This is a genomic window from Telluria sp. LT2P34, from assembly GCF_059685915.1.
In genome coordinates, this window is record NZ_JCASIN010000003.1 from 165364 (window position 1) to 185768 (window position 20405).

Annotated in this window: 16 protein-coding genes; 13 read left to right on the forward strand and 3 right to left on the reverse strand. The window is 66.4% G+C overall.

The window, feature by feature from the left end:
• Positions 1-72: 72 nt before the first annotated feature.
• From recC to AC56KZ_RS11415, 5 genes are read left to right on the forward strand one after another with little or no spacing between them, the layout of a single operon-like run.
• Positions 73-3495: an exodeoxyribonuclease V subunit gamma gene (gene recC, locus AC56KZ_RS11395; protein WP_497162277.1), complete on the forward strand. Its 3423-nt coding sequence runs from the start codon at positions 73-75 to the stop codon at positions 3493-3495.
• A gap of 10 nt (positions 3496-3505) precedes the next feature.
• Positions 3506-7150, forward strand: coding sequence for an exodeoxyribonuclease V subunit beta (gene recB, locus AC56KZ_RS11400; RefSeq protein ID WP_497162278.1), 3645 nt, complete (start codon positions 3506-3508; stop codon positions 7148-7150).
• Positions 7147-9084 carry an exodeoxyribonuclease V subunit alpha gene (gene recD / locus AC56KZ_RS11405; RefSeq protein WP_497162279.1) on the forward strand — a complete coding sequence of 646 codons (1938 nt, stop codon included), beginning with the start codon at positions 7147-7149 and terminating at the stop codon, positions 9082-9084. The genes recB and recD overlap by 4 nt, the downstream gene beginning before the upstream one ends.
• 52 nt (positions 9085-9136) lie before the next feature.
• Positions 9137-9916 carry a class D beta-lactamase gene (blaOXA, locus tag AC56KZ_RS11410; protein ID WP_497162280.1) on the forward strand — a complete coding sequence of 260 codons (780 nt, stop codon included), beginning with the start codon at positions 9137-9139 and terminating at the stop codon, positions 9914-9916.
• A gap of 1 nt (position 9917) precedes the next feature.
• Entirely contained in the window at positions 9918-10226 is a 309-nt protein-coding gene (locus AC56KZ_RS11415; protein ID WP_497162281.1) for a DUF8220 family protein, read from the forward strand.
• A 102-nt stretch (positions 10227-10328) separates the two neighbouring features.
• Here the strand turns inward: AC56KZ_RS11415 and AC56KZ_RS11420 are convergent, their stop codons facing one another.
• Both AC56KZ_RS11420 and AC56KZ_RS11425 read right to left on the reverse strand, forming a co-directional pair.
• Entirely contained in the window at positions 10329-11342 is a 1014-nt protein-coding gene (locus AC56KZ_RS11420) for a serine hydrolase (RefSeq protein ID WP_497162282.1), read from the reverse strand.
• Positions 11343-11608: 266 nt separating this feature from the next.
• Positions 11609-12631, reverse strand: a complete 1023-nt coding sequence (locus tag AC56KZ_RS11425) for a sulfate ABC transporter substrate-binding protein (protein ID WP_497162283.1) — start codon at positions 12629-12631, stop codon at positions 11609-11611.
• Positions 12632-12887: 256 nt separating this feature from the next.
• On the opposite strand from AC56KZ_RS11425, the gene AC56KZ_RS11430 reads away from it, so the two are divergent.
• From AC56KZ_RS11430 to AC56KZ_RS11450, 5 genes are all read left to right on the forward strand, one after another.
• The gene (locus tag AC56KZ_RS11430; RefSeq protein WP_497162284.1) at positions 12888-13412 is read left to right on the forward strand and encodes a GNAT family N-acetyltransferase; all 525 of its coding nucleotides are present in this window, start codon (positions 12888-12890) and stop codon (positions 13410-13412) included.
• A 92-nt stretch (positions 13413-13504) separates the two neighbouring features.
• A complete protein-coding gene (locus tag AC56KZ_RS11435; RefSeq protein WP_497162285.1) occupies positions 13505-14155 on the forward strand; it encodes a YcbK family protein in 651 nt (216 codons plus the stop codon).
• Positions 14156-14277: 122 nt separating this feature from the next.
• Entirely contained in the window at positions 14278-14568 is a 291-nt protein-coding gene (locus tag AC56KZ_RS11440; protein ID WP_497162286.1) for a DUF378 domain-containing protein, read from the forward strand.
• Between the two features lie 14 nt (positions 14569-14582).
• Entirely contained in the window at positions 14583-15086 is a 504-nt protein-coding gene (locus tag AC56KZ_RS11445) for a metallophosphoesterase family protein (protein WP_497162287.1), read from the forward strand.
• A 33-nt stretch (positions 15087-15119) separates the two neighbouring features.
• Positions 15120-15524 (forward strand): hypothetical protein, encoded by a 405-nt coding sequence (locus AC56KZ_RS11450; RefSeq protein ID WP_497162288.1) that lies wholly within the window; start codon positions 15120-15122, stop codon positions 15522-15524.
• Positions 15525-15677: 153 nt separating this feature from the next.
• Here the strand turns inward: AC56KZ_RS11450 and AC56KZ_RS11455 are convergent, their stop codons facing one another.
• The gene (locus AC56KZ_RS11455) at positions 15678-17354 is read right to left on the reverse strand and encodes an electron transfer flavoprotein-ubiquinone oxidoreductase (RefSeq protein WP_497162289.1); all 1677 of its coding nucleotides are present in this window, start codon (positions 17352-17354) and stop codon (positions 15678-15680) included.
• 209 nt (positions 17355-17563) lie between these two features.
• On the opposite strand from AC56KZ_RS11455, the gene AC56KZ_RS11460 reads away from it, so the two are divergent.
• The 3 genes from AC56KZ_RS11460 to AC56KZ_RS11470 all read left to right on the forward strand — a co-directional run bounded on the left by AC56KZ_RS11460 (position 17564) and on the right by AC56KZ_RS11470 (position 20404).
• Complete coding sequence (locus tag AC56KZ_RS11460) at positions 17564-18340, forward strand: SDR family oxidoreductase (RefSeq protein ID WP_497162290.1); 777 nt, start codon at positions 17564-17566, stop codon at positions 18338-18340.
• A 72-nt stretch (positions 18341-18412) separates the two neighbouring features.
• Positions 18413-18832 (forward strand): acyl-CoA thioesterase, encoded by a 420-nt coding sequence (locus AC56KZ_RS11465; RefSeq protein ID WP_497162291.1) that lies wholly within the window; start codon positions 18413-18415, stop codon positions 18830-18832.
• Positions 18833-18838: 6 nt separating this feature from the next.
• Positions 18839-20404, forward strand: a complete 1566-nt coding sequence (locus AC56KZ_RS11470) for an HAL/PAL/TAL family ammonia-lyase (protein WP_497162292.1) — start codon at positions 18839-18841, stop codon at positions 20402-20404.
• Position 20405 lies beyond the last annotated feature (1 nt).

Below are 20405 nucleotides of genomic sequence, written 5' to 3' on the forward strand. Positions count from 1 at the left end.
GGCCGCCTTTCGCCGCGCCCCTAAAAAGAGTATCCTGTGGCACCCACCAGCTGCCCGACTATATAAACCCCGATGTCTTCCCCGATCACGCCCGGCCTGCTGATTTTGCACGGCAACCAGATGGAAATGCTGCGCGAAGCCGTGTTCGACTGGCTGCGCGGCCATCCGCTTGGACCGCTCGAGCAGGAAACCATCCTGGTGCAGTCGAACGGCTTTGCCGAATGGCTGAAAATCGCGCTGGCCGAAGAGCTGGGCGTGTGCGCGGCCACCCGCGTTGCGCTGCCGGCGCGCTTCCTGTGGGAAGCCTACCGCGCGATGCTGGGGCGCGAGCGGGTGCCGAGCCGTTCGCCTTTCGACAAGGACCCGCTGACCTGGCGCCTGATGCGCCTGCTGCCGACGCTGTTGAAGGAACCCGTGTTCGCCCCGCTGACGCATTTTCTCGGCGACGGCTGCCCCGAGCGCCGGCTGCAGCTGACCGGGCGCCTGGCCGACCTGTTCGACGGCTACCAGGTTTACCGCGCCGACTGGCTGACCGACTGGGAAATCGGGCGCGACCAGCTGCGCCGTCCCTTCGGCGATCCGCTGCCGCTGGCGCCGGACCAGCTGTGGCAGGCGCGCTTGTGGCGTGCGGTGCACGAGAGCGTGCCGGCCATGCAGCGCGGCACCGGGCGCGCCGCGATCCACGAAGTGTTTGTCGCCAAGATCCTGGCCGGCGGCGAACCGCTCGGCCGCCTGCCGCGCCGCGTGGTGCTGTTCGGGATGTCGGCGCTGCCCTACCAGACCTTGCAGGCGATCGCCGCGCTGTCGCGCCATACCCAGGTGCTGCTGGCGGTGCCGAATCCTTGCCAGTTCTACTGGGGCGACATCATCGAAGGGCGCGAACTGTTGAAAGCGGCGCACAAGCGCCAGCCGGCGCGCGGCGGGGTCGACCTGGCGGCGCTGCCGATGGAAGCGCTGCACGCCCACACCCATCCCTTATTGGCAAGCTGGGGGCGCCAGGGCCGCGATTTCGTGCGCATGCTCGACGAATTCGACAATGAAGAAGGTCGGCCCGAGACCGCCGGGCTGACGAAACTGCGCATCGACCTGTTCTCCGATGGCGAGGGCGACACCTTGCTGCAGCAGGTCCAGGCCGCCGTGCGCGACCTGCTGCCCCTGTCCGAGCACCCGCACCTGCCGCCTGCGCCGGGCGACCGCTCGATCGAATTCCACATCGCCCACAGCGCCCAGCGCGAGGTCGAGGCCCTGCACGACCAGCTGCTGTCGATGTTCGCCGCCGACCCCACGCTGCGCCCGCGCGACGTCGTCGTGATGGTGCCGGACATCGATACCTTCTCGGCCGCGATCCATGCCGTGTTCGACCAGCACCGCCGCAGCGACCCGCGCTACATCCCCTTCGAAATCGGCGACACCCGCGACCGCAGCGTCAACCCCTTGCTGGTCGCCCTCGAATGGCTGCTGCGCCTGCCGCAGCAGCGCTGCCGCCAGAGCGAAGTGCGCGACCTGCTGGACGTACCTGCGGTGGCCGCCCGCTTTGGCCTGATGGAAGAAGACCTGCATACGCTCGGCCAGTGGATCGACGGCGCCGGCGTGCGCTGGGGCCTGGACAATGAACACCGCAGCGGCCTCGGACTGGGCGCGGCGGGCGAGCAGAACGCCTGGATCTTCGGGGTGCGGCGCATGCTGCTGGGTTATGCCAGCGGCGCCGGTGCGCGCTTCGGCGAGATCGAGCCGTACGCCGAAGTCGGCGGCCTCGATGCCGCCCTGGCCGGTTCGCTGGCGCAGCTGGTCGAGTGCCTGCTCGAGTGGCGCGCGCGCCTGGCCGAAGCGCGCACGCCCGAAGAATGGGGCAAGCAGGCGCGCGCGCTGCTGGCCGCCTTTTTCGACGGCCGCGAGGAGGCCGACCGCCTGACGCTGGCGCAACTGGGCGAGGCGCTGCAATGCTGGCTCGAAATGACCGAAGCGGGCGGTTTCGACGAGCCCGTCCCCCTGGCCGTGCTGCGCGAAGCCTGGCTGGGCCAGATCGACCAGCCGACCCTGAACCACCAGTTCGTCTCCGGCGGCATCACCTTCTGCACCCTGATGCCGATGCGCGCCGTGCCGTTTCGCGCGGTCTGCCTGCTGGGCATGAACGACGGCGATTTTCCGCGCCGCTCGCCCCAGGCCGACTTCGATTTGCTGGCGCTGCCCGGCATGAGCCGCCCCGGCGACCGCTCGCGCCGCGACGACGACCGCTACCTGATGCTCGAAGCCTTACTGGCCGCGCGCGACAAGCTGTACGTGAGCTGGGTCGGGCGCAACGTGCGCGACAACAGCGAGCAGCCGCCGTCTGTGCTGGTGGCGCAGCTGCGCGACTACCTGCGCGCCGGCTGGGACCTCGACCTGTCGACCCTCACCGTCGAACATGCGCTACAGCCCTTCAGCCGCCGCTATTTCGAAGAAGGCGGCCTCCTGACCTATGCGCGCGAATGGCGCGTCGCGCACGGTGCCGACGACGGCGCCGCGGGCCCCGTCGACAGCCTGCCGCCCTACGAGCTGGAACCGGACTTTCGCCTGAAGCTCGTGGAACTGGCCAGTTTCCTGAGGCAGCCGGCGCGCTTCTTCTTCCGCCGCCGCCTGGGCGTGATCTTCGGCGAAGCCGAGGTGCTGGGCGAGGACGAAGAGCCGTTCGCGCTCGACGGCCTGGACCGCTACTTCCTGGAAGACAGCCTGCTCGACGATTCCGGCGAAGTCGAGGCAGAGGGCGACGTGCGCGCCGTGCTGACCAGCCGCGCCGAGCGCCTGGCGCGCGAAGGCGTGCTGCCGATCGGCCTGGTCGGTCGCCAGTGGCAGGCCCAGCTGGTCGATGGCCTGGTGCCGGTGCGTACCGCCTGGCTGAAGCTGGGCGGCTGCTTTCCGCAGGCCGCGCCCAAGCTGGCCGTGCGCCTCGAGTTCGACGCCGGTGGCCGTCCGGTCGTGTTCGAAGACTGGATCGACCGCCTGCGCAGCGACGGCCGCCAGACCGCCTGGCTGATGCAGAGCTCCTCGAAAGTGCTGGACAAGGCCGGCAAACCGCGCGGCGACAAATTGATCGCTCCCTGGCTGCGCCAGCTGGCGGCCAGCGCGGCCGGCGGCGCGGAAGCCGGCATCACCGGCTACCTGGTCGCGCGCGACGCGCTCGTCACCATGGCGCCGCTCGAGCCTGGCGACGCCCGGGCCACGCTGGCGTATATCGTGGCGCTGTGGCGCCGCAACCTGGACGCGCCGCTGGCGGTGGCCTGCCGGACCGCGCTGGCGCAGCTGGCCGAGGGCGACGCGCGCGCGGTCTACGAGGGCGGCTTCGACGTGGCGGGAGAGGTCGACACGGAACCCTGCCTGGCGCGCCTGTGGCCCGATTTCGCGGCGCTCACCGCCGGCGGCGACTGGCCCGAGCTGGCGCTCGACCTGTACGGCGGGCTGGCCGACTGGCTGGCCGGGCACATCAAGCTGACGCCGCACGCCGGAGCAGACGCATGAGCGGCGCATCATGAGCCAGCTTCTAGATCCCTTGAGCTTCCCGCTGCACGGCTCGCGCCTGATTGAGGCCAGCGCCGGCACCGGCAAGACCTGGACCATCGCCGCGCTCTACCTGCGCCTGGTGCTCGGCCATGGCGGGCCTGACGGCTTCCCGCGTCCGCTGATGCCGTCCGAAATCCTGGTCATGACCTTTACCCGCGCCGCCACGCGCGAATTGTCGAACCGCGTGCGCGAGCGCCTGGTCGGCGCTGCCGCCTACTTTCGCGGCGAGCACGCGAGCACCGATCCCTACCTCGACCAGCTCGCCGCCAGCTACGCCAGCGAGTCCGAGCGCCAGGTCGCCGCGCACCGCCTGGTGCTGGCCGCCGAAACGATGGACGAGGCGGCGATCTTCACCATCGACGCCTGGTGCCAGCGCATGCTGCGCGAGCATGCTTTCGACTCCGGCAGCCTGTTCGACGAGGAACTCGTCAGCGACGAGCGCGTGCTGTTCGAGGACGCCGCCCACGATTACTGGCGCCAGCATGTCTACCCCCTGAACAGCGCCGCGCTGAATGCGGTGCTCGGCGCCTGGCCCGACGTGCGCAGGATGAAGGCAGCCGTGCGCGACCTGGTGCAGCGCACCGAAACGCTCGGTGTGCCGGACCCGGAACCCTTGTCCACGCTGGTGGCGCGCGCCCAGCGCGAGCAGGCTGCGCAGCTTGGCGTCCTGAAGCAGGGCTGGCATGCGCGTGCCGGCGAAATGGAAGCCTGGATCGGCGCGCAGCAGGCCATCAACCCGAAATGCTTCAACGGGACGAAGATGCCCGCGGCCTCGCTGCCGAAGTGGTTTGCGGCCCTGCGGGCCTGGGCGCTGGACGAGGCGCAAGTCCATCCGGACATTAACGGCACCGCCTGGAAGCGGCTCGCCCCCGACGGGTTGGACGACGCCTTCAGCAAGACCTTCAGCGCCGAGATCCCGGCCTGCTTCGACGCCACCGACGCGCTGCGCGAAGCACTCGAAGGGATCGCTCCGCTGTCCCATGCGCTGCTGCGCCATGCGGCCGGCCACATCGCGCGGCGCACGGCGGAACTGAAGGCCCAGCGCCGCCAGTTCGGCTTTGCCGACATGCTGACGCGCTTGAAGCAGGCCCTGGCCGGCCCGAATGGCGAAGCGCTGCGCCGCCGTATCGTCGCCCAGTACCCGGTGGCGCTGATCGACGAATTCCAGGACACCTCGCCCGACCAGTACCGCATCTTCGACCTGCTGTACCGGGTCGACGCCAACGATCCGGAAGGGGGACTGTTCCTGATCGGCGACCCGAAACAGTCGATCTACGGCTTCCGCGGCGCCGACATCCACAGCTACCTGGCCGCGCGCCGCTCCACCGCCGGGCGCCACTACCAGCTCGGCACCAACTACCGCTCGACAAGCGCGCTGGTGGAGGCGGTGAACCAGCTGTTTCGCCACGCCGAGGGGCATGGAGAACATCCCGGACACGCCCATGGCGCCTTCCGCTTCCGGCGCGGCGAGCTCAACCCGCTGCCCTTCGAGCCGGTGGCGGCGCAAGGCCACAAGGCGCGCCTGGTCGGCGTCGACGGCCCCTACCAGGCACTGGCCTTGTGCACGACGGCGCGCGAGGACATGAAGACCGGCGAGTACCGCGAGTTCTTCGCCCAGCACTGCGCCGAGCACATCGTCGCACTGCTGAACAACCCGCGCGCCGGCTTCGAGGAGGAAGGCCGGTTCACGCGCCTGATCCCGGCGGACATCGCGATCCTGGTGCGATCCGGCAAAGAAGCGGCCGCCGTGCGCCAGGCACTGGCGCGGCGCCGCGTCGCCAGCGTCTACCTGTCGGACAAGGATTCGGTGGTCGAGAGCGAGGAGGCGCACGACGTGCTGCGCTGGCTGCGCGCGGTCGCCAATCCCCTCGATGGCGGCCTGGCGCGGGCTGCGCTGGCCACCCGCACCGCCGGACTGCCGCTGGGCGAACTGGCCCGGCTCTCGGGCGACGAAACCGTCTGGGAAGACCGGGTCGAGCAGCTCAAAGCCTTGCACGTGTCATGGCAGCGCCAGGGCGTGCTGGCCATGCTGCGCCGCTTCATCCACGAACTCGGCCTGCCGGCGCGGCTGCTGCGCGAGCCGGGCGGCGAGCGGCGCCTGACCAACCTGCTGCACCTGGCCGAACTGCTGCAGGAAGCGAGCGGCCAGCTCGACGGCGAGGGCGCGCTGATCCGCTGGTTCGCCGAGCAGGTGGAGGGCGCGGGCGAGGGCGGCGACGAGCGCGTGCTGCGCCTGGAGTCCGACGCCGAGCTGGTCAAGGTCATCACGGTGCACAAGTCGAAGGGACTGGAATACCCGCTGGTCTACCTTCCCTTCGCCGTAACCGCGCGCAAGACCGACCGGCGCAACCGCGCATTCTTCGACTACGTCCATGAAGACGGCAAGCGCCATATCGACCTGGCGCTGTCGGACGAGGCGCTGGAGGCGGTCGACCGCGCGCGCCTGGAAGAAGACTTGCGCCTGCTGTATGTGGCGCTGACGCGGGCGCGCCACTTCCTGTGGCTGGGCGTGGCGGCGATCGCTTCCAGAAAGAAGGGCGAAAACGCCTTGCACGAGTCGGCCCTCGGCTACCTGGTCGCGGGCGGAACGCCGGTGCCGGCGAATGGCCTGGACGAGCACCTGGGCCGGCTGCGCGGCGACTGCGATCACATTACACTGCACACCCTCGATCCGCTCGACGGCTGCACCATACTGGACCGGGTCGAGGAGCGTGCAGCCCTGGTGGAGCCGGCCGCTTTCGACGCCGAGTTCGAGCGCAACTGGGCGGTCGGCTCGTTCACCTCGATCACCCGCCACACCACCGCTGCGCCCGCAGCCACGCCGATGCGCGCGATCGAGGAAACGCTGCTGGAAGACGAAGAAGTGCAGGCCGCTTCACGGCGAGTCGAAGACACGCCCTGGCACCGTTTTCCGCGCGGCTCGGTGCCGGGCAACTTCCTGCACGAGCAGCTCGAGTGGATCGGCCAGGAAGGCTTCGACATCATCCACGCCGAGAATTTCGACGAGCGCCTGGCGCTGCGCTGCGAACGCGCCGGCTGGGGCCACCGCACGCTTGACACCATCGCCTGGCTGCGCGCCGTGGTCGGAACACCGCTGCCGCCGCTTGGGGCCAGCCTGAGCCAGCTGACGGAGACGGTGCCGGAGATGGAATTCTGGTTCCCCAGCGATGGCCTGGCCCTGGGCCAGTTTGATCGCCTGTGCCGGCGCCGCCTGCTGGGCAAGGCGCCGCGCCCGACGCTGCCCGAGCGCGCGCTGCACGGCATGCTCAAGGGTTTTGCCGACCTGGTGTTCGAACATGAGGGCCGCTACTGGGTGCTCGACTACAAATCGAATGCGCTGGGCCCGAATGACGCCGCCTATACCAAACGCGCGATGGAAGAGGGCATGGCCGGGCACCGCTACGACATCCAGGGCGCGATCTACATGCTGGCGCTGCACCGGCTGCTGAAAAGCCGCCTGGGGATCGAATATGACCCGGCGCGCCAGCTGGGCGGCGCCATCTTCCTGTTCCTGCGCGGGATCGCCAACACCGCGACGCACGGCTGCTGTCTGCTCGAGCCGGACCTCGAACTGCTGGACGGACTCGACCAACTGCTGGGACACGACGCATGAAGCACGACAAGCTCACAGTCTCAACGCCTGCCGCGCTGTGGGAAGCGATCAACCGCCTGGTCGAGGACGGCGAATTGCGCCGCCTGTCCGGCGCCTTTGCCCGCTTCGTCGCCTCGCTCGGGCCCGTCGCGCCGCCGGTGCTGCTGGCCGCCACCGTGCTGTCGGAACTGGAAGGCAATGGCCACAGCTGCCTGCAAGTGGCCGACCTGGCCGACGACCCGGCCCTGCTGCTGGGCTGGAGCGCGGAGCAATGGCAGGCGCTGGCAAGCAGCGTCGCGCCGCTGCCGAAAAACGCGAAAGCCTGGGCGGCGCAGTTGAACGCCTGCGAGGAAGTCTGGAAGGTCGGCGAGTTCGACTACGGCGAGCCGCTCGTGTTCGACGGCGAACGGCTCTACCTGCGCCGCTATTGGCGCGACGAAACCCTGGTCGCCGCCAGCATCCGCGCGCGCGCCGCCAACACCCGCCCGGTCGACCAGGAGGCGGTGCGCGCCTGGCTCGACCTGCTGTTCGCGTCCCAGCGCGCCTCCGAAAAACCGGACTGGCAAAAGCTGGCTTGCGCGGTTGCCCTGCGCGGCTCGGTGGCGATCATTACCGGCGGCCCCGGCACCGGCAAGACCTACACGGTCGCGCGCCTGCTGGCGCTGCTGTTCGCCACCGCCCCCAACGCCGACCAGCAGCGCATCGCCCTGGCCGCGCCCACCGGCAAGGCCGCCGCGCGCCTGAAGCAGTCGATCGACGAGGCGCTGAGCAGCCTCGCCGAGCGCGTCGGCGACAAGCTGCCGCTGCCCGAACTGCTGGCGCGCATGGGTCCCGCCCGCACCCTGCACAGCCTCCTGGGCGCGCGTCCCGACAGCCGCGCCTTTGCCCACCACGCCGGCAACCCGCTCGAGGTCGACGTCCTGATCGTCGACGAAGCCTCGATGGTCCACCTGGAGATGATGGCCAGCCTGCTCGACGCGCTGCCGCCCGGCGCCACCCTGGTGCTGCTGGGCGACAAGGACCAGCTGGCCTCGGTCGAGGCGGGCGCGGTGCTGGGCGACCTCTGCCACGACGCCCAGGCCGGCGGCTACACGCCGGACACCGCCGCCTACGTGCTGGGCGCCTGCGGCGAAGCGCTGCCGCCCGAATTCATCGGCAACGCCAGCGCCCTGGCCCAGCAAACCGTGATGCTGCGCCACAGCCGCCGCTTCAGCGGCCCGATCGGCCAACTCGCGCTGGCGGTGAACGCCGGCGACGCGGCGCGCGCGGAAAGCGTCCTGCGCGCCGGCGACCCGGCCGTGCGCTGGATCGAGAACGCGCGCCAGCACGAAGTGGTGGAGCTGGGCCTGAACGGCTACACGCCCTATCTGGAACGATTGAAAGCCGGACCCGATGGCGCCCACGAAGACTGGGTGCGCGCGGTGCTGCAGTCCTTCGAAGCCTTCCGCATCCTGTGCGCGGTGCGCGAGGGAGAATGGGGCGTGGGCGGCTTGAACACCGCGATCGAAGGCAGCCTGGAGTCGGCCGGCCTGCTGCGCCGCGCCGGTGAATGGTATGCCGGGCGCCCGGTGATGGTCACGCGCAACGACTACGGCACCGGCGTCTTCAACGGCGACATCGGCCTGACCATGTTCGACCCGGCCCGCCCGGGTTCGCTGCGCGTGTATTTCATGGAAGGCGACAAGGTGCGCAGCGTGCTGGCCACGCGCCTGCGCCACGCCGAGACGGCCTTCGCGATGACGGTGCACAAATCGCAGGGCTCGGAGTTCCGCCACACGGTGCTGGTCCTGCCCGAAGACCGCAACGCCATCCTCAGCCGCGAACTGGTCTACACCGGCATCACCCGCGCCAGCAGCCAGTTCACGCTGGTGTCGCCGGCCGGACCGGTGCTGGCCGAAGCCGTGGCGCGGCGCACCCACCGCACCAGCGGCTTGCGCCACCTGGTCGAGCGATAACGGCAACAAGCCGATGATAAAATATCCACTCGACAATACTTTGGACTTCGGGATGCGAACCTGCCTAACGCTGCTTTTATTCTCCATCGCTACGCTGGCGCAGGCAGCCGAGTGGCGCCACAGTCCGCAACTGGCCGAGCTGTTCAAGCGGCAAGGGGTAAATGGCACCTTCGTCGTCCATGATGTCGCTGCCGATGTCTACACGGTCCATGACCGTCAGCGCGCATTAAGGCGCTATGTACCGGCGTCCACCTTCAAGATCCCGAACAGCCTGATCGGCCTGGACGTCGGCGCCGTTGCCAGCGTCGATACCGTGCTGCCCTACGGCGGCAAGCCGACCCGGCGCCCGGAATGGGCGCAGGACATGGCGCTGCGCGAAGCGATCAAGGTGTCGAACGTGCCGGTCTACCAGGGACTGGCGCGGCGCATCGGCCTGGAGCGCATGCGCGATGGATTGCGCCGGCTCGACTACGGCAACATGGAACCCGGCGGCAGCGTCGACACCTTCTGGCTCGACGGACCTCTCAAAATCAGCGCGCTCGAGCAAACCGTTTTCCTCGGCAAGCTGGCTCAGGATGCGCTGCCGCTGCCGAAACCCGCGATGGCGGAGGTACGCGCCATCTTGCGCCAGGACGGCGAGGCCGAACTGTACGCCAAGACCGGCTGGGGCGTGCCGCCGAACGAAGGCGAGATCGGCTGGTGGGTCGGCTGGGTCAGGAAGGATGGCAGGCTGTACACCTTCGCCCTGAACATCGATATTCCCGATAACGAGACCGGCGCCAAGCGCGTGCCGCTGGGGAAGGCCGGGCTGCGGGCCCTTGGGCTGCTCTGATATGAAGAATATTCAGGTGATCGATGGCGCAGAGAATGCCGTCTATGACATTTTTGCAGTGACCGACGAGGAGTTTGCGCTCATCTTCGCACCGGGTACCGATATCGGCTTTATTGATGAGGTCTATCGGCGCGCTTCAACCAATGCCCTCGATCGCGCTTTCGCGGCAATATGGGAACGTCGCGTGGCGAAGTGCGACGCCATGGGAATCCACGGCCTTCTCTTTTACGGCAACGAGCACAAGAAAATCTACTATCCCACGCGCCGGGACAATGAAGCAGTCAATCCGGACGGATCGTTGCTCCGCTAAGCACGTCCGATCGGGTCAGAGCTCAGCCCAAAAAAGGGATTGCCGCGAACGGCAATCCCTTTTTTTTAATTCATTTTCCCGGCCGCCTCAACGGCTAAGCCATTAATTCCGGCGCGTACGCTTCACGGTCACTTTTTTCTTCTTCGCCACGACCTTGATCTTGGCGCGCGGCTGGACCTTGGCCTTCAGGCGGCTGCCGCCGGCCTTGATGCGCAGGCTCGGGCCGACGGCCTTGATGCGCAGGCTCGAACGGCTGGCCTTGATGCGCGGGGCACGGGCGGCGGCCGTCATCTTCACCGAGCGCGAGATCCGCATCACGCTCGGCTGTTCGCCGGTGATGTGGCGGCGGATGTTGAGCGCGTCGAGGATGCGTGCCGACGAAGCGCCGGCGTTGAGCAGCACCATGGTTGCGTTCTTGCCGGCGACCTTGATGCTCATGATCAGGCAGCGGCCCGCTTCGCGGGTGTAGCCGGTTTTCGACAGGCCGATATCCCAGCCCTTGGCGCCGACCAGGCGGTTCGTGTTGCGGTACTCGACGCCACGGCCGTTGATGTTGATGATGTTGCGGGCATCGGTGCTGCGGCTCGCGATTTCCGGATAGTCGGCGGCGGCGTTGGCCATCTTGATCAGGTCGCCGGCGGTCGAACGGTTGTTCGGCGACAGGCCGGTCGGCTCTTCGATGTGGGTCTGGCGCATGCCCAGCACCGCGGCCTTGCGGCGCACGGCTTCCTTGAAGGCCAGCTGGCCGCCCGGGTAGGTGCGTGCCAGCGAAGCGGCGGCGCGGTTGTCCGAGGACATCAGGGCCAGCTGCAGCACGTCGGCGCGCGGGATGTAGGCGCCCACCGGCACGCGCGAGGTGCTGTGCTTGAGGGTGTCGACGTCGCTGCGGTCGATCTGGATCATCTCGTTCATGTCCTGCTTGGCGTCGAGGATGACCATGGCGGTCATCAGCTTCGTCAGCGAAGCGATCGGCACGACGGCGCCGGCATTCTTTTCCAGCAAAATCTTGCCGGTGTCGTCCTCGACAACCAGCACCGATTGCGATCCGAACGGCACCGCGAAGGCGGCAACAGAGGAGATCGACAGCAGTACCGTGGCGAACAGTTTCTTGATCATGGGCTCGGGAAATGTGAAGTCGGGGTTGAAAGCAAAGCGCCAGGGTGGCGCGACATAATGGTGTCTAGCTTTAAGGCAACTACCGAAGTGATGAAAGATAGCATCATGATTTCCGCATGTCCATGCCGCACGAACAAAAACGAGCTCAAGTGTATGCATTTCCCCCATAAAAAAGCCCCGCACGCTGGCGGGGCCCGTTTTGTTCGGCGAAACCTTGGCAAAAGCGCATCAAATGCGCCGGCCCCGCCAGGAGGATCGCGCCGGGCTTATTTTGCCTGGTAGATCTGGTCGAACTCGCCGCCGTCGTCGAAGTGGCGCTTCTGGGCGTTGCGCCAGCCGCCAAACAGCTCGTCCACCGTGAACAGCGCGATCGGCTTGTAGTTGGCGGCATATTTTTTCATGACCGCCGCATTACGTACGCGCAGGAAGTGCTTGGCGCCGATTTCCTGGCCCTGTGGGGTGTACAGGAAGTTCAGGTAAGCCGTTGCCTGCTTGCGCACGCCGCGGCGGTCGACGACCTTGTCGACCACAGCCACTGGCGATTCGGCCAGGATCGAGGTCTGCGGGTAAACCACCTCGAAATTGTCGCCGAACTCGGCGCGCACCATGCTCACTTCGTTTTCAAACGTGACCAGGGCGTCGCCGATCTGGCGCTGGGTAAAGGTGGTGGTGGCGGCACGGCCGCCGGCGTCGAGGATCGGCACGTTCTTGAAGATGCCGCGCACCAGCTCGCGCGCCTTGGCTTCGTTGCCGCCCTTTTTCAGGACCGAGCCCCAGGCTGCGAGGTAGGTGTAGCGGCCGTTGCCGGCGGTCTTCGGGTTCGGGATGATGACTTGCACGCCCGGCTTGGCCAGGTCTTCCCAGTTGCGGATGGCCTTCGGATTACCTTTGCGCACCAGGAACACCATGGTCGAGTAGTAGGGCGCCGCGTTGTTCGGGAATTTCTTGGCCCAGTCTTTTACTACCAGCCCGCGGTCCGACAGCATATCGATATCGTTGGCCTGGTTCATCGTCACTACCGATGCTTCCAGGCCATCGGCTACCGCACGCGCCTGCTTGCTCGAGCCGCCATGCGACTGCTTGATCGTAACGGTCTCGCCTGCTGTTTTTTGCCAGCTTGCAATAAATGCCGGGTTAATCTCTTTGTACAATTCCCGCGCCACGTCGTAGGAGACGTTCAGCAGCTCGGGACTGGCGGCATGGGCCACGCCGGCCGACAGGGGCAGGGCGGCGCCGACAGCGAGCGCCAGCAGCCAGCGACGCAGGGGTAGGAGGGGGGTGGTCGGCATGTTCTTCTCACTTTTCGGGGCTAGGGTAACAGTTGCCATGTTCCGTAACTTGCGCCAAAAACGAAAGAATAGTTTCGTCATATGCTTAGATGCAGGCCGAGGATCGTGCTGCTTGCCGGTGGTCCATGTATGCATGCCGTCGGGCGGACTGAAGAGCTTTCGGTGTATAGTCCGAATCGCACTGGCGACAGAGGCTTCGCGAATTGAAGCTAAGTAGCAATAAAGCACGAGCAACGAATTACTGGGCAAGATGGTTATGGGTATCGACATTCGCAAAGCAGTACCACTCGATGCAGCCGGCGCCTGCAGCCTGCTGCGCCGCTCGATCGAGCAGGGATGCGAGGCGGACTACCGTGGTCATCCGGGCGTCCTCGCTTCCTGGCTCGGCAACAAGACGCCGGACAACGTCGCCGCCTGGTTCTCGTCGAGCAGCAATTTCGCCGTCGTCGCCGAACGCGAGGGGCAATTGCTGGGCCTGGCCTTGCTGACCCAGGCCGGCAAACTGGCCCTGTGCTACGTGCAACCCGAAGCGGTGCGCAGCGGCGTGGGGAGTGCCTTGCTGGCCGCGGTCGAGGAGCAGGCGCGCGCCTGGGAAATCCGCAAGCTGCACCTGCACAGTCCCAATGGCGCCACCCCCTTCTTCGAACGCCAGGGCTACACGAATGCCGGGATGGAAAAAGCCTGTTTCGGCCTGGAGTGCAATCTGTTGTGGAAAGCGCTCGACGTCGACCCGGCCGCCCTCGAGCCCGCCCGTAAACGTTTTTGCAACTGCAGCCAGTAGCACGCGCGCGCCGACAGAAAAGCAACAGAACACATCTTCTGTCGGGCAAGTCCTTACGCTATAGTACGGCTCTTCCCAAAGATGAGTGTTTTATGGCTTCCCGCAGAGATTTTCTTCAGCAAGGCATGCGCCTGTCGGCCCTCGGCGCCAGCGCCGCACTCGGCCCGTCCCTGATCGCACCAGCCCAGGCGGCGCCGCAAGCTGCCCCGGCCGAACTGACGCCACCGCCCGACCTGTTCGATGCCCAATTGCTCGACCTCGATTTCTGGGTCAAGCCGCGCACGCTGTCGGTCACCCGTCCGCAAAGTGGCGAGCGCGCAAGCGTCCTGTACTGGAAAGACGGCGAGATGATCGACTCGGCCTACGAGCAGTTATGCCACCTGCTGCGCGACGTCAACGGCCGGGAAACCGCCGCGATCGACCCCAAGCTGCTGGAACTGCTGTGGGGCACGCAAGCCTTCATCGCGCGCTACGGCCTCATGCAGCCGCTCGAAATCCTGTCCGGCTACCGCACCGCGGCCTCGAACGCGCGCTTGCAGGAAGCCGGCATTCCGGCGGCGCGCAAATCGCTGCACATGGTGGGCAAGGCGGCTGACATCCGGATTTCGAGCCTGAGCGAAGAAGTGTTGGGCGGGCTGGTGAGAAGCCTGCGCCAGGGTGGAGTGGGGTATTATTATCGCTCTGGTCCGCGCGGCGGCTGGATCCACGCCGATACTGGACTGAACCGTACCTGGAAGGGCTGACGGTCGTCCGCCGGCAAGTTAAACTTGCACGGATTTTTGCTGTCGTAAGGGCTGGAACGGCAACCCGCGCTTGCGTGCGCGCTTGCGCGATCACCGACTCATCTTCCCAAAGGAGAAACACGATGGCAACGATGAACGCACCCTCGATGGATCGACGCACCAGTCCCGAGCGGCGCACCGCCGCACGCGAAGGCCGCGGTTCGGCCATGTCGGCACTCGATTACCTCGCCATGTTCCTGCTGATCGTCGGCGGCCTGAACTGGGCCCTGGTCGGCCTGTTCGAGGTCGACATGGTCGCGACCATCTTCGGTACCGGCAGCCCGGCGGCGCGCCTGATCTATGTGCTGGTCGGCCTGGCCGCGCTGTATTCGATCTACACGACGGCCAAGATGGCCGGCGCCAAGCGGCATTGAGAGGGGATCATCCGATGCGGGTCGGCCTGCGCATCGGCCTGATCTCCGACACCCACGGCCTGCTGCGCCCGGAAGCGCTCGCCTTCCTCGCCGGCTGCGACCACATCGTCCACGGCGGCGACATCGGCAACCCCGGTATCCTCGAGCGCCTGGGCGAACTGGCGCCGCTGACCGTCGTGCGCGGCAACAACGACCGCGAGGCCTGGGCGCGTGCCATTCCCGTCAGCGCGCGCCTGGACTTCGGCGCCATCTCCCTGTACGCCATCCACGACCTGAAAGAGCTCGACATCGATCCGGTCGCGGCCGGCGTGCGGGTGGTGGTGTCAGGCCACTCGCACCGGCCGGCGCAGGTGCAACGGGCAGGGGTGTTGTACCTCAATCCGGGCAGTGCGGGCCGGCGGCGCTTCAGCCTGCCGATTTCGGCTGCCGAGCTGCTGATCGAGGGCGCCAGTGTGCAGGCGCGGATCGTCACCCTGGTCGGCGACGAGCCGATGGTCGCTTCGCGCAAAATGCCGTAGGATACTGGCCTTGTTGCTTCTCTTTTGGTACCGATGACCGATACACTCGAACAGCCGCGCTTTCGCCCGCGCCCCTGGAATCACCTCGAAACGCCGCAGGACGTCGAACTCTGGATTGACGAGCACAACCTCGCGATGCAGGACCTCATCAAGCCCCAGGAAACCGGCTATGGCATCTGCTTCACGCTGGGCGAAGGCGGCAACATCTACATGCAGACGCTCGATGACGCGATCGTGCTCGACGTCGAAGAAGAAGCGGCCTGGATCGCGCCGCTGATCGAGGCAGTCACCGGCGCCGAGAGCCCGCCCGGCGCCTACTGGCTGCTGCCGGCCGACAAGCTGACCCAGCTCGTCATCGGCCTGTCCAGCCTGGTGGCCAGTACGACGCTTGTCGTCGGCCACCGCTTCGGTTCGCGCGGCCGCCGCAACGTCTACTAAGAGCGCCTAACAAAACCTTCATAGCTGCGTTGCAGCTCCTCGCCGTACAGTCGTACTGTCTTCGTCGCCGCGCCTTGCTCTGAAGGTTTTGTTAGACGCTTTAAGTACTCCCCTCAATGAAAACAGCCCGCTGAAAGCGGGCTGCTGGTCGAGTTACATGTTCGGATAATTCGGCCCGCCGCCGCCTTCCGGCGTCACCCACACGATATTCTGGGTCGGGTCCTTGATGTCGCAGGTCTTGCAGTGCACGCAGTTCTGCGCATTGATCTGCAGGCGATCCTGGCCGGCATCGTTCTTCACATATTCGTAGACGCCGGCCGGGCAGTAGCGCTGCTCGGGACCGGCATACTTGGCCAGGTTGATGTTGACCGGGATGCTCGCGTCCTTCAGCGTCAGGTGGGCCGGCTGTTCTTCCGCGTGGTTGGTATTCGAGATGAACACCGAGGACAGGCGGTCGAAGGTCAGCTTGCCATCCGGCTTCGGATAGACGATCGGCGTGAACTCGGACGCCGGGCGCAGGGCTTCGTGGTCGGCATGCTTGTGGCGCAGGGTCCATGGCGCTTTTCCGCGGAACACCATCTGGTCGACGCCGGTCATGAAGGTGCCCAGGTACAGGCCCTTGCTCATCCATGGCTTGAAGTTGCGCGCCGTGTGCAGTTCCTTGTACAGCCAGGATTGCTCGAAGGCGGCAGGGTAACTGGATAGCTCGTCATGCTGGCGCCCGCTGCCGAGTGCCGCGAATGCGCTTTCCGCCGCCAGCATCCCGGTCTTGATGGCGCCGTGGCTGCCCTTGATGCGGCTGGTATTGAGGAAGCCGGCGTCGCAGCCGATCAGGGCGCCGCCCGGAAAGACGGTCTTCGGCAAGGATTGCAAACCCCCTGCGGTGATGGCGCGGGCGCCGTAGGAGATGCGCTTGCCGCCTTCGAAGTAGCCGCGGATCGCCGGGTGCGTCTTGTAGCGCTGGAATTCCTCGTAGGGCGACAGGTAGGGGTTCTGGTAAGCCAGGCCCACCACGAAGCCGACCGCGACCAGGTTGTTCTCGAGGTGGTACAGGAAGGATCCGCCATAGGTGCTCGAATCGAGCGGCCAGCCGGCCGTGTGGACCACCAGGCCAGGCTTGTGCTTGGCCGGATCGATTTCCCACAGCTCCTTGATGCCGATGCCATAGGTTTGCGGATCCTTGCCCGCGTTCAGGTCGTACTTTTCCATCAGCTGCTTGCCGAGGTGGCCGCGCGAGCCTTCGGCGAAGAAGGTGTATTTCGCATGCAGTTCCATGCCGAGCTGGAACGCGTCGGTTGGCTGGCCATGGCGGTCCACACCCATGTTGCCGGTGGCGACGCCCTTGACCGAGCCATCGGCGTTGTACAGGATTTCGGCGGCCGGGAAACCGGGGAATACTTCCACGCCGAGGGCCTCGGCCTGCTGGCCGAGCCAGCGCACCAGGTTGGCCAGCGAAATGATGTAGTTCCCGTGGTTCGTCAACATCTTCGGGATCATGAAGTTCGGCGTGGCGCGCGCCTTGGTCTCGGTCAGGAACAGCACCTGGTCTTCGGTCACTTCGGTGTTCAGCGGCGCGCCGAGCTCTTTCCAGTTCGGGAACAATTCATTGAGAGCAATTGGGTCCATGACAGCGCCGGACAGGATATGGGCGCCCAGCTCGCCGCCTTTCTCGAGCACGCAGACCGTCACTTCCTGGCCTTTCTCGGCGGCGAGCTGCTTCAGGCGGATCGCTGCCGACAGGCCTGCCGGGCCGCCGCCGACGACGACGACGTCGTACTCCATTGCTTCGCGCGGTCCGTATTGTTCGAGGATGTTGGTGGCGTCTGTCATGGTCTTGTATGAGATAAAAAAATTTAAGCACGAGTGTGCGTGTTTTCCCGCTTGAATGCAACGTGAGCAGCGGTTTTGGGGCCCTTTTGGCGGGATTTTAGATGAGGCAATCTAATACCGGCAATCTGTGACATCATTATGCCTTCGTCATCGTGCGCTCGTAGCACATGAGCTAACACATCCCTTAGCACGTCAGGACAGGAGCGAATGTGGGCATCGAAGTAAATTTTGAAGGCAAGATTGCCATGATTACCGGCGCCTCGAGCGGGCTCGGCGCCCGCTTCGCCAAGGCCCTGGCCGGCGCCGGCGCCCAGGTCGTGCTGGCCTCGCGCCGGACCGAGCGCCTGAAAGAGCTGCGCGCCGAAATCGAAGCCGACGGCGGCGCAGCCCACGTCGTGAATCTCGATGTGACCAGCCTCGACAGCATCAAGTCGGCGATCGCCCACGCCGAGACCGAGGCCGGGCCGATCGATATCCTGATCAATAATTCCGGCGTGCAGAGCACCCAGCGCCTGGTCGATGTGACCGAAGACGATTACGGCTACATCATGGACACGAATCTGCGCGGCGCCTTTTTCGTCGCCCAGCAGGCCGCCAAGCGCATGATCCAGCGCGCCAAGGGCGACCCGCGCAAGCAGCACCGCATCGTTAACATCGCCTCGGTGGCCGGCCTGCGCGTGCTGCCGCAGATCGGCGTGTATTGCATGAGCAAGGCCGGCGTGGTGCAGATGACCAAGGCAATGGCGGTCGAATGGGGCAAATACGGCATCAATGTGAATGCCATCTGCCCTGGCTATATTTCCACCGAAATGAACGAAGAATATTTCGGCACCGAGCAGGGCAAGCGCCTGATCGAAATGCTGCCGCGCAAGCGTCCCGGCAAGCCGGAAGACCTGGACGGCCTGCTGCTCCTGCTGGCCGCCGAGGAAGCGCATTTCATCAACGGCGCGATCATCACGGCGGACGACGGCATGATGGCGCAGTAAGCGTGCAGGAATGCGGCAGGCGGGCGCCGGCGACGGCGCTTTTTTTATTCGAAACGACACAGCTGAAAAAGTATGAGCAACAGGAAGTTGGTACACACGATGCGCATGGCGGTGCGCTGGGGCGACATGGACGCCATGGGCCACGTGAATAACACGGTTTATTTCCGCTACATCGAAACGGCGCGCATCGCCTGGCTGGAAGGGGTAGGGGCCTTGCCGGATCCGGCCGCCACCGGGCCGGTGCTGGTCAACGCCCAATGTTCGTTCCTGAAACAGCTGAAATACCCGGCCGAGATCGAAGTCAGTTCGTATGTCGGCCCGCCCGGGCGCTCGAGCTTCGAGGTCTCGCACGAGATTCGCCTGGTCGGCGCCGATGGCCAGGCGGGCGCCTTGCATGCCGAAGGCGCCGCGAAAATCGTCTGGGTCGATTTCGCGGCCGAGAAGTCGGTGCCGCTGCCGCAAGCGATCCGCTCGCTGCTGGCCGAAGGCTAGGACGCCATGCTGCCCGAACCCCCTGCAAGCACGATGCGTCCCGTATGTTTTGATCGCGGGCGCCTGGCGCTGGCCGACATCGTCGACATCGCCCGCGGCAGCGCGCAGCCGCTCCTGTCGAACGATCCGGCCTTTCGCGCGGCAATCCAGCGCGGCGCCGATTTCCTCGACCGCCTGCTGCGCGAGGATGGCGTCATCTACGGCGTGACTACCGGCTTCGGCGACTCCTGCACGACCACCGTGCCGCCCGGCCTGGTGCCGGAACTGCCGCACAATCTGTATACTTACCACGGTTGCGGCCTCGGCGCGTACCTGACGCCGGCCGAAACGCGCGCCGTCATGGCGGCGCGCCTGGCCTCGCTGGCGAAAGGCTATTCGGGCGTCAGCATGGCGCTGCTGGAGCAGTTCGTGCGCCTGTTCGAGGCCGGATTGACGCCGCTGATCCCGAGCGAAGGCTCGGTCGGCGCGAGCGGCGACCTGACCCCGCTGTCCTACCTGGCCGCCGTGCTCTGCGGCGAGCGCGAAGTGCTGCGCGACGGCCAGCGGGTCGATGCGGCCGTGGCGCTGCGGGCGGCCGGCATCGCCCCGCTGCGCCTGCGCCCGAAGGAAGGGCTGGCGATCATGAACGGCACGGCCGTGATGACGGGGCTGGCCTGCATCGCCTGGGACCGCGCTGCCTATTTGACGCGCCTGACCACGCGCATCACCGCGCTGGCCTCGTTCGCGCTCGACGGCAATGCCCACCATTTCGACGCCACCCTGTTTTCGGTCAAGCCGCATGCCGGCATGCAGGATGTGGCCGCGTGGCTGCGCCAGGACCTCGGCTACACTGGCCAAATCGAGCGCAACGGCAACCGGCTGCAGGACCGCTATTCGATCCGCTGCGCGCCGCACGTCATCGGCGTGCTGGCCGACGCCTTGCCCTTCTTCCGCGACGGTATCGAAAACGAACTCAATAGCGCCAACGACAATCCGATCATCGACGCCGAAGGAGAACGGGTGCTGCACGGCGGCCATTTCTATGGTGGGCACATCGCCTTTGCGATGGACTCGATGAAAAATGCCGTGGCCAACCTGGCCGACTTGCTGGACCGCCAGATGGCGCTGCTGGTCGACGCCCGCTACAGCAACGGCTTGCCCGCCAACCTGAGCGGCGCCACCGGCGAGCGCGCATCGATCAGCCATGGCCTGAAAGCCCTGCAAATCGGGGCGTCGGCCTGGACCGCCGAAGCGCTGAAACTGACCATGCCGGCCTCGGTGTTTTCGCGCTCGACCGAATGCCACAACCAGGACAAGGTCAGCATGGGCACGATCGCCGCCCGCGACTGCCTGCGCATACTCGAACTGACCGAGCAGGTCGCCGCGGCGCTATTGATCACGGTGCGCCAGGGCGTGTGGCTGCGCACCCGTCTCGATCCCGAACGCAGGCTGCCGGCGCCGCTGGCGGCCATGATCGAAGAGCTGGGGGAGGACGTGCAGCTGCTGGAGACGGACCGGCGGCTCGACCATGAACTGCAGGTGCTGCTGGGGCGGATCCGCGACCAGGCCTGGCGGCTGTACGAACAGGCTTAAG

Bases quoted from the DNA above. Each gene is read 5' to 3' on its own strand.
- recC (WP_497162277.1), top strand. From the start codon at position 73: ATGTCTTCCCCGATCACGCCCGGCCTGCTGATTTTGCACGGCAACCAG.
- recB (WP_497162278.1), top strand. From the start codon at position 3,506: ATGAGCCAGCTTCTAGATCCCTTGAGCTTCCCGCTGCACGGCTCGCGC.
- recD (WP_497162279.1), top strand. From the start codon at position 7,147: ATGAAGCACGACAAGCTCACAGTCTCAACGCCTGCCGCGCTGTGGGAA.
- blaOXA (WP_497162280.1), top strand. From the start codon at position 9,137: ATGCGAACCTGCCTAACGCTGCTTTTATTCTCCATCGCTACGCTGGCG.
- AC56KZ_RS11415 (WP_497162281.1), top strand. From the start codon at position 9,918: ATGAAGAATATTCAGGTGATCGATGGCGCAGAGAATGCCGTCTATGAC.
- AC56KZ_RS11420 (WP_497162282.1), bottom strand. From the start codon at position 11,342: ATGATCAAGAAACTGTTCGCCACGGTACTGCTGTCGATCTCCTCTGTT.
- AC56KZ_RS11425 (WP_497162283.1), bottom strand. From the start codon at position 12,631: ATGCCGACCACCCCCCTCCTACCCCTGCGTCGCTGGCTGCTGGCGCTC.
- AC56KZ_RS11430 (WP_497162284.1), top strand. From the start codon at position 12,888: ATGGGTATCGACATTCGCAAAGCAGTACCACTCGATGCAGCCGGCGCC.
- AC56KZ_RS11435 (WP_497162285.1), top strand. From the start codon at position 13,505: ATGGCTTCCCGCAGAGATTTTCTTCAGCAAGGCATGCGCCTGTCGGCC.
- AC56KZ_RS11440 (WP_497162286.1), top strand. From the start codon at position 14,278: ATGGCAACGATGAACGCACCCTCGATGGATCGACGCACCAGTCCCGAG.
- AC56KZ_RS11445 (WP_497162287.1), top strand. From the start codon at position 14,583: ATGCGGGTCGGCCTGCGCATCGGCCTGATCTCCGACACCCACGGCCTG.
- AC56KZ_RS11450 (WP_497162288.1), top strand. From the start codon at position 15,120: ATGACCGATACACTCGAACAGCCGCGCTTTCGCCCGCGCCCCTGGAAT.
- AC56KZ_RS11455 (WP_497162289.1), bottom strand. From the start codon at position 17,354: ATGACAGACGCCACCAACATCCTCGAACAATACGGACCGCGCGAAGCA.
- AC56KZ_RS11465 (WP_497162291.1), top strand. From the start codon at position 18,413: ATGAGCAACAGGAAGTTGGTACACACGATGCGCATGGCGGTGCGCTGG.
- AC56KZ_RS11470 (WP_497162292.1), top strand. From the start codon at position 18,839: ATGCTGCCCGAACCCCCTGCAAGCACGATGCGTCCCGTATGTTTTGAT.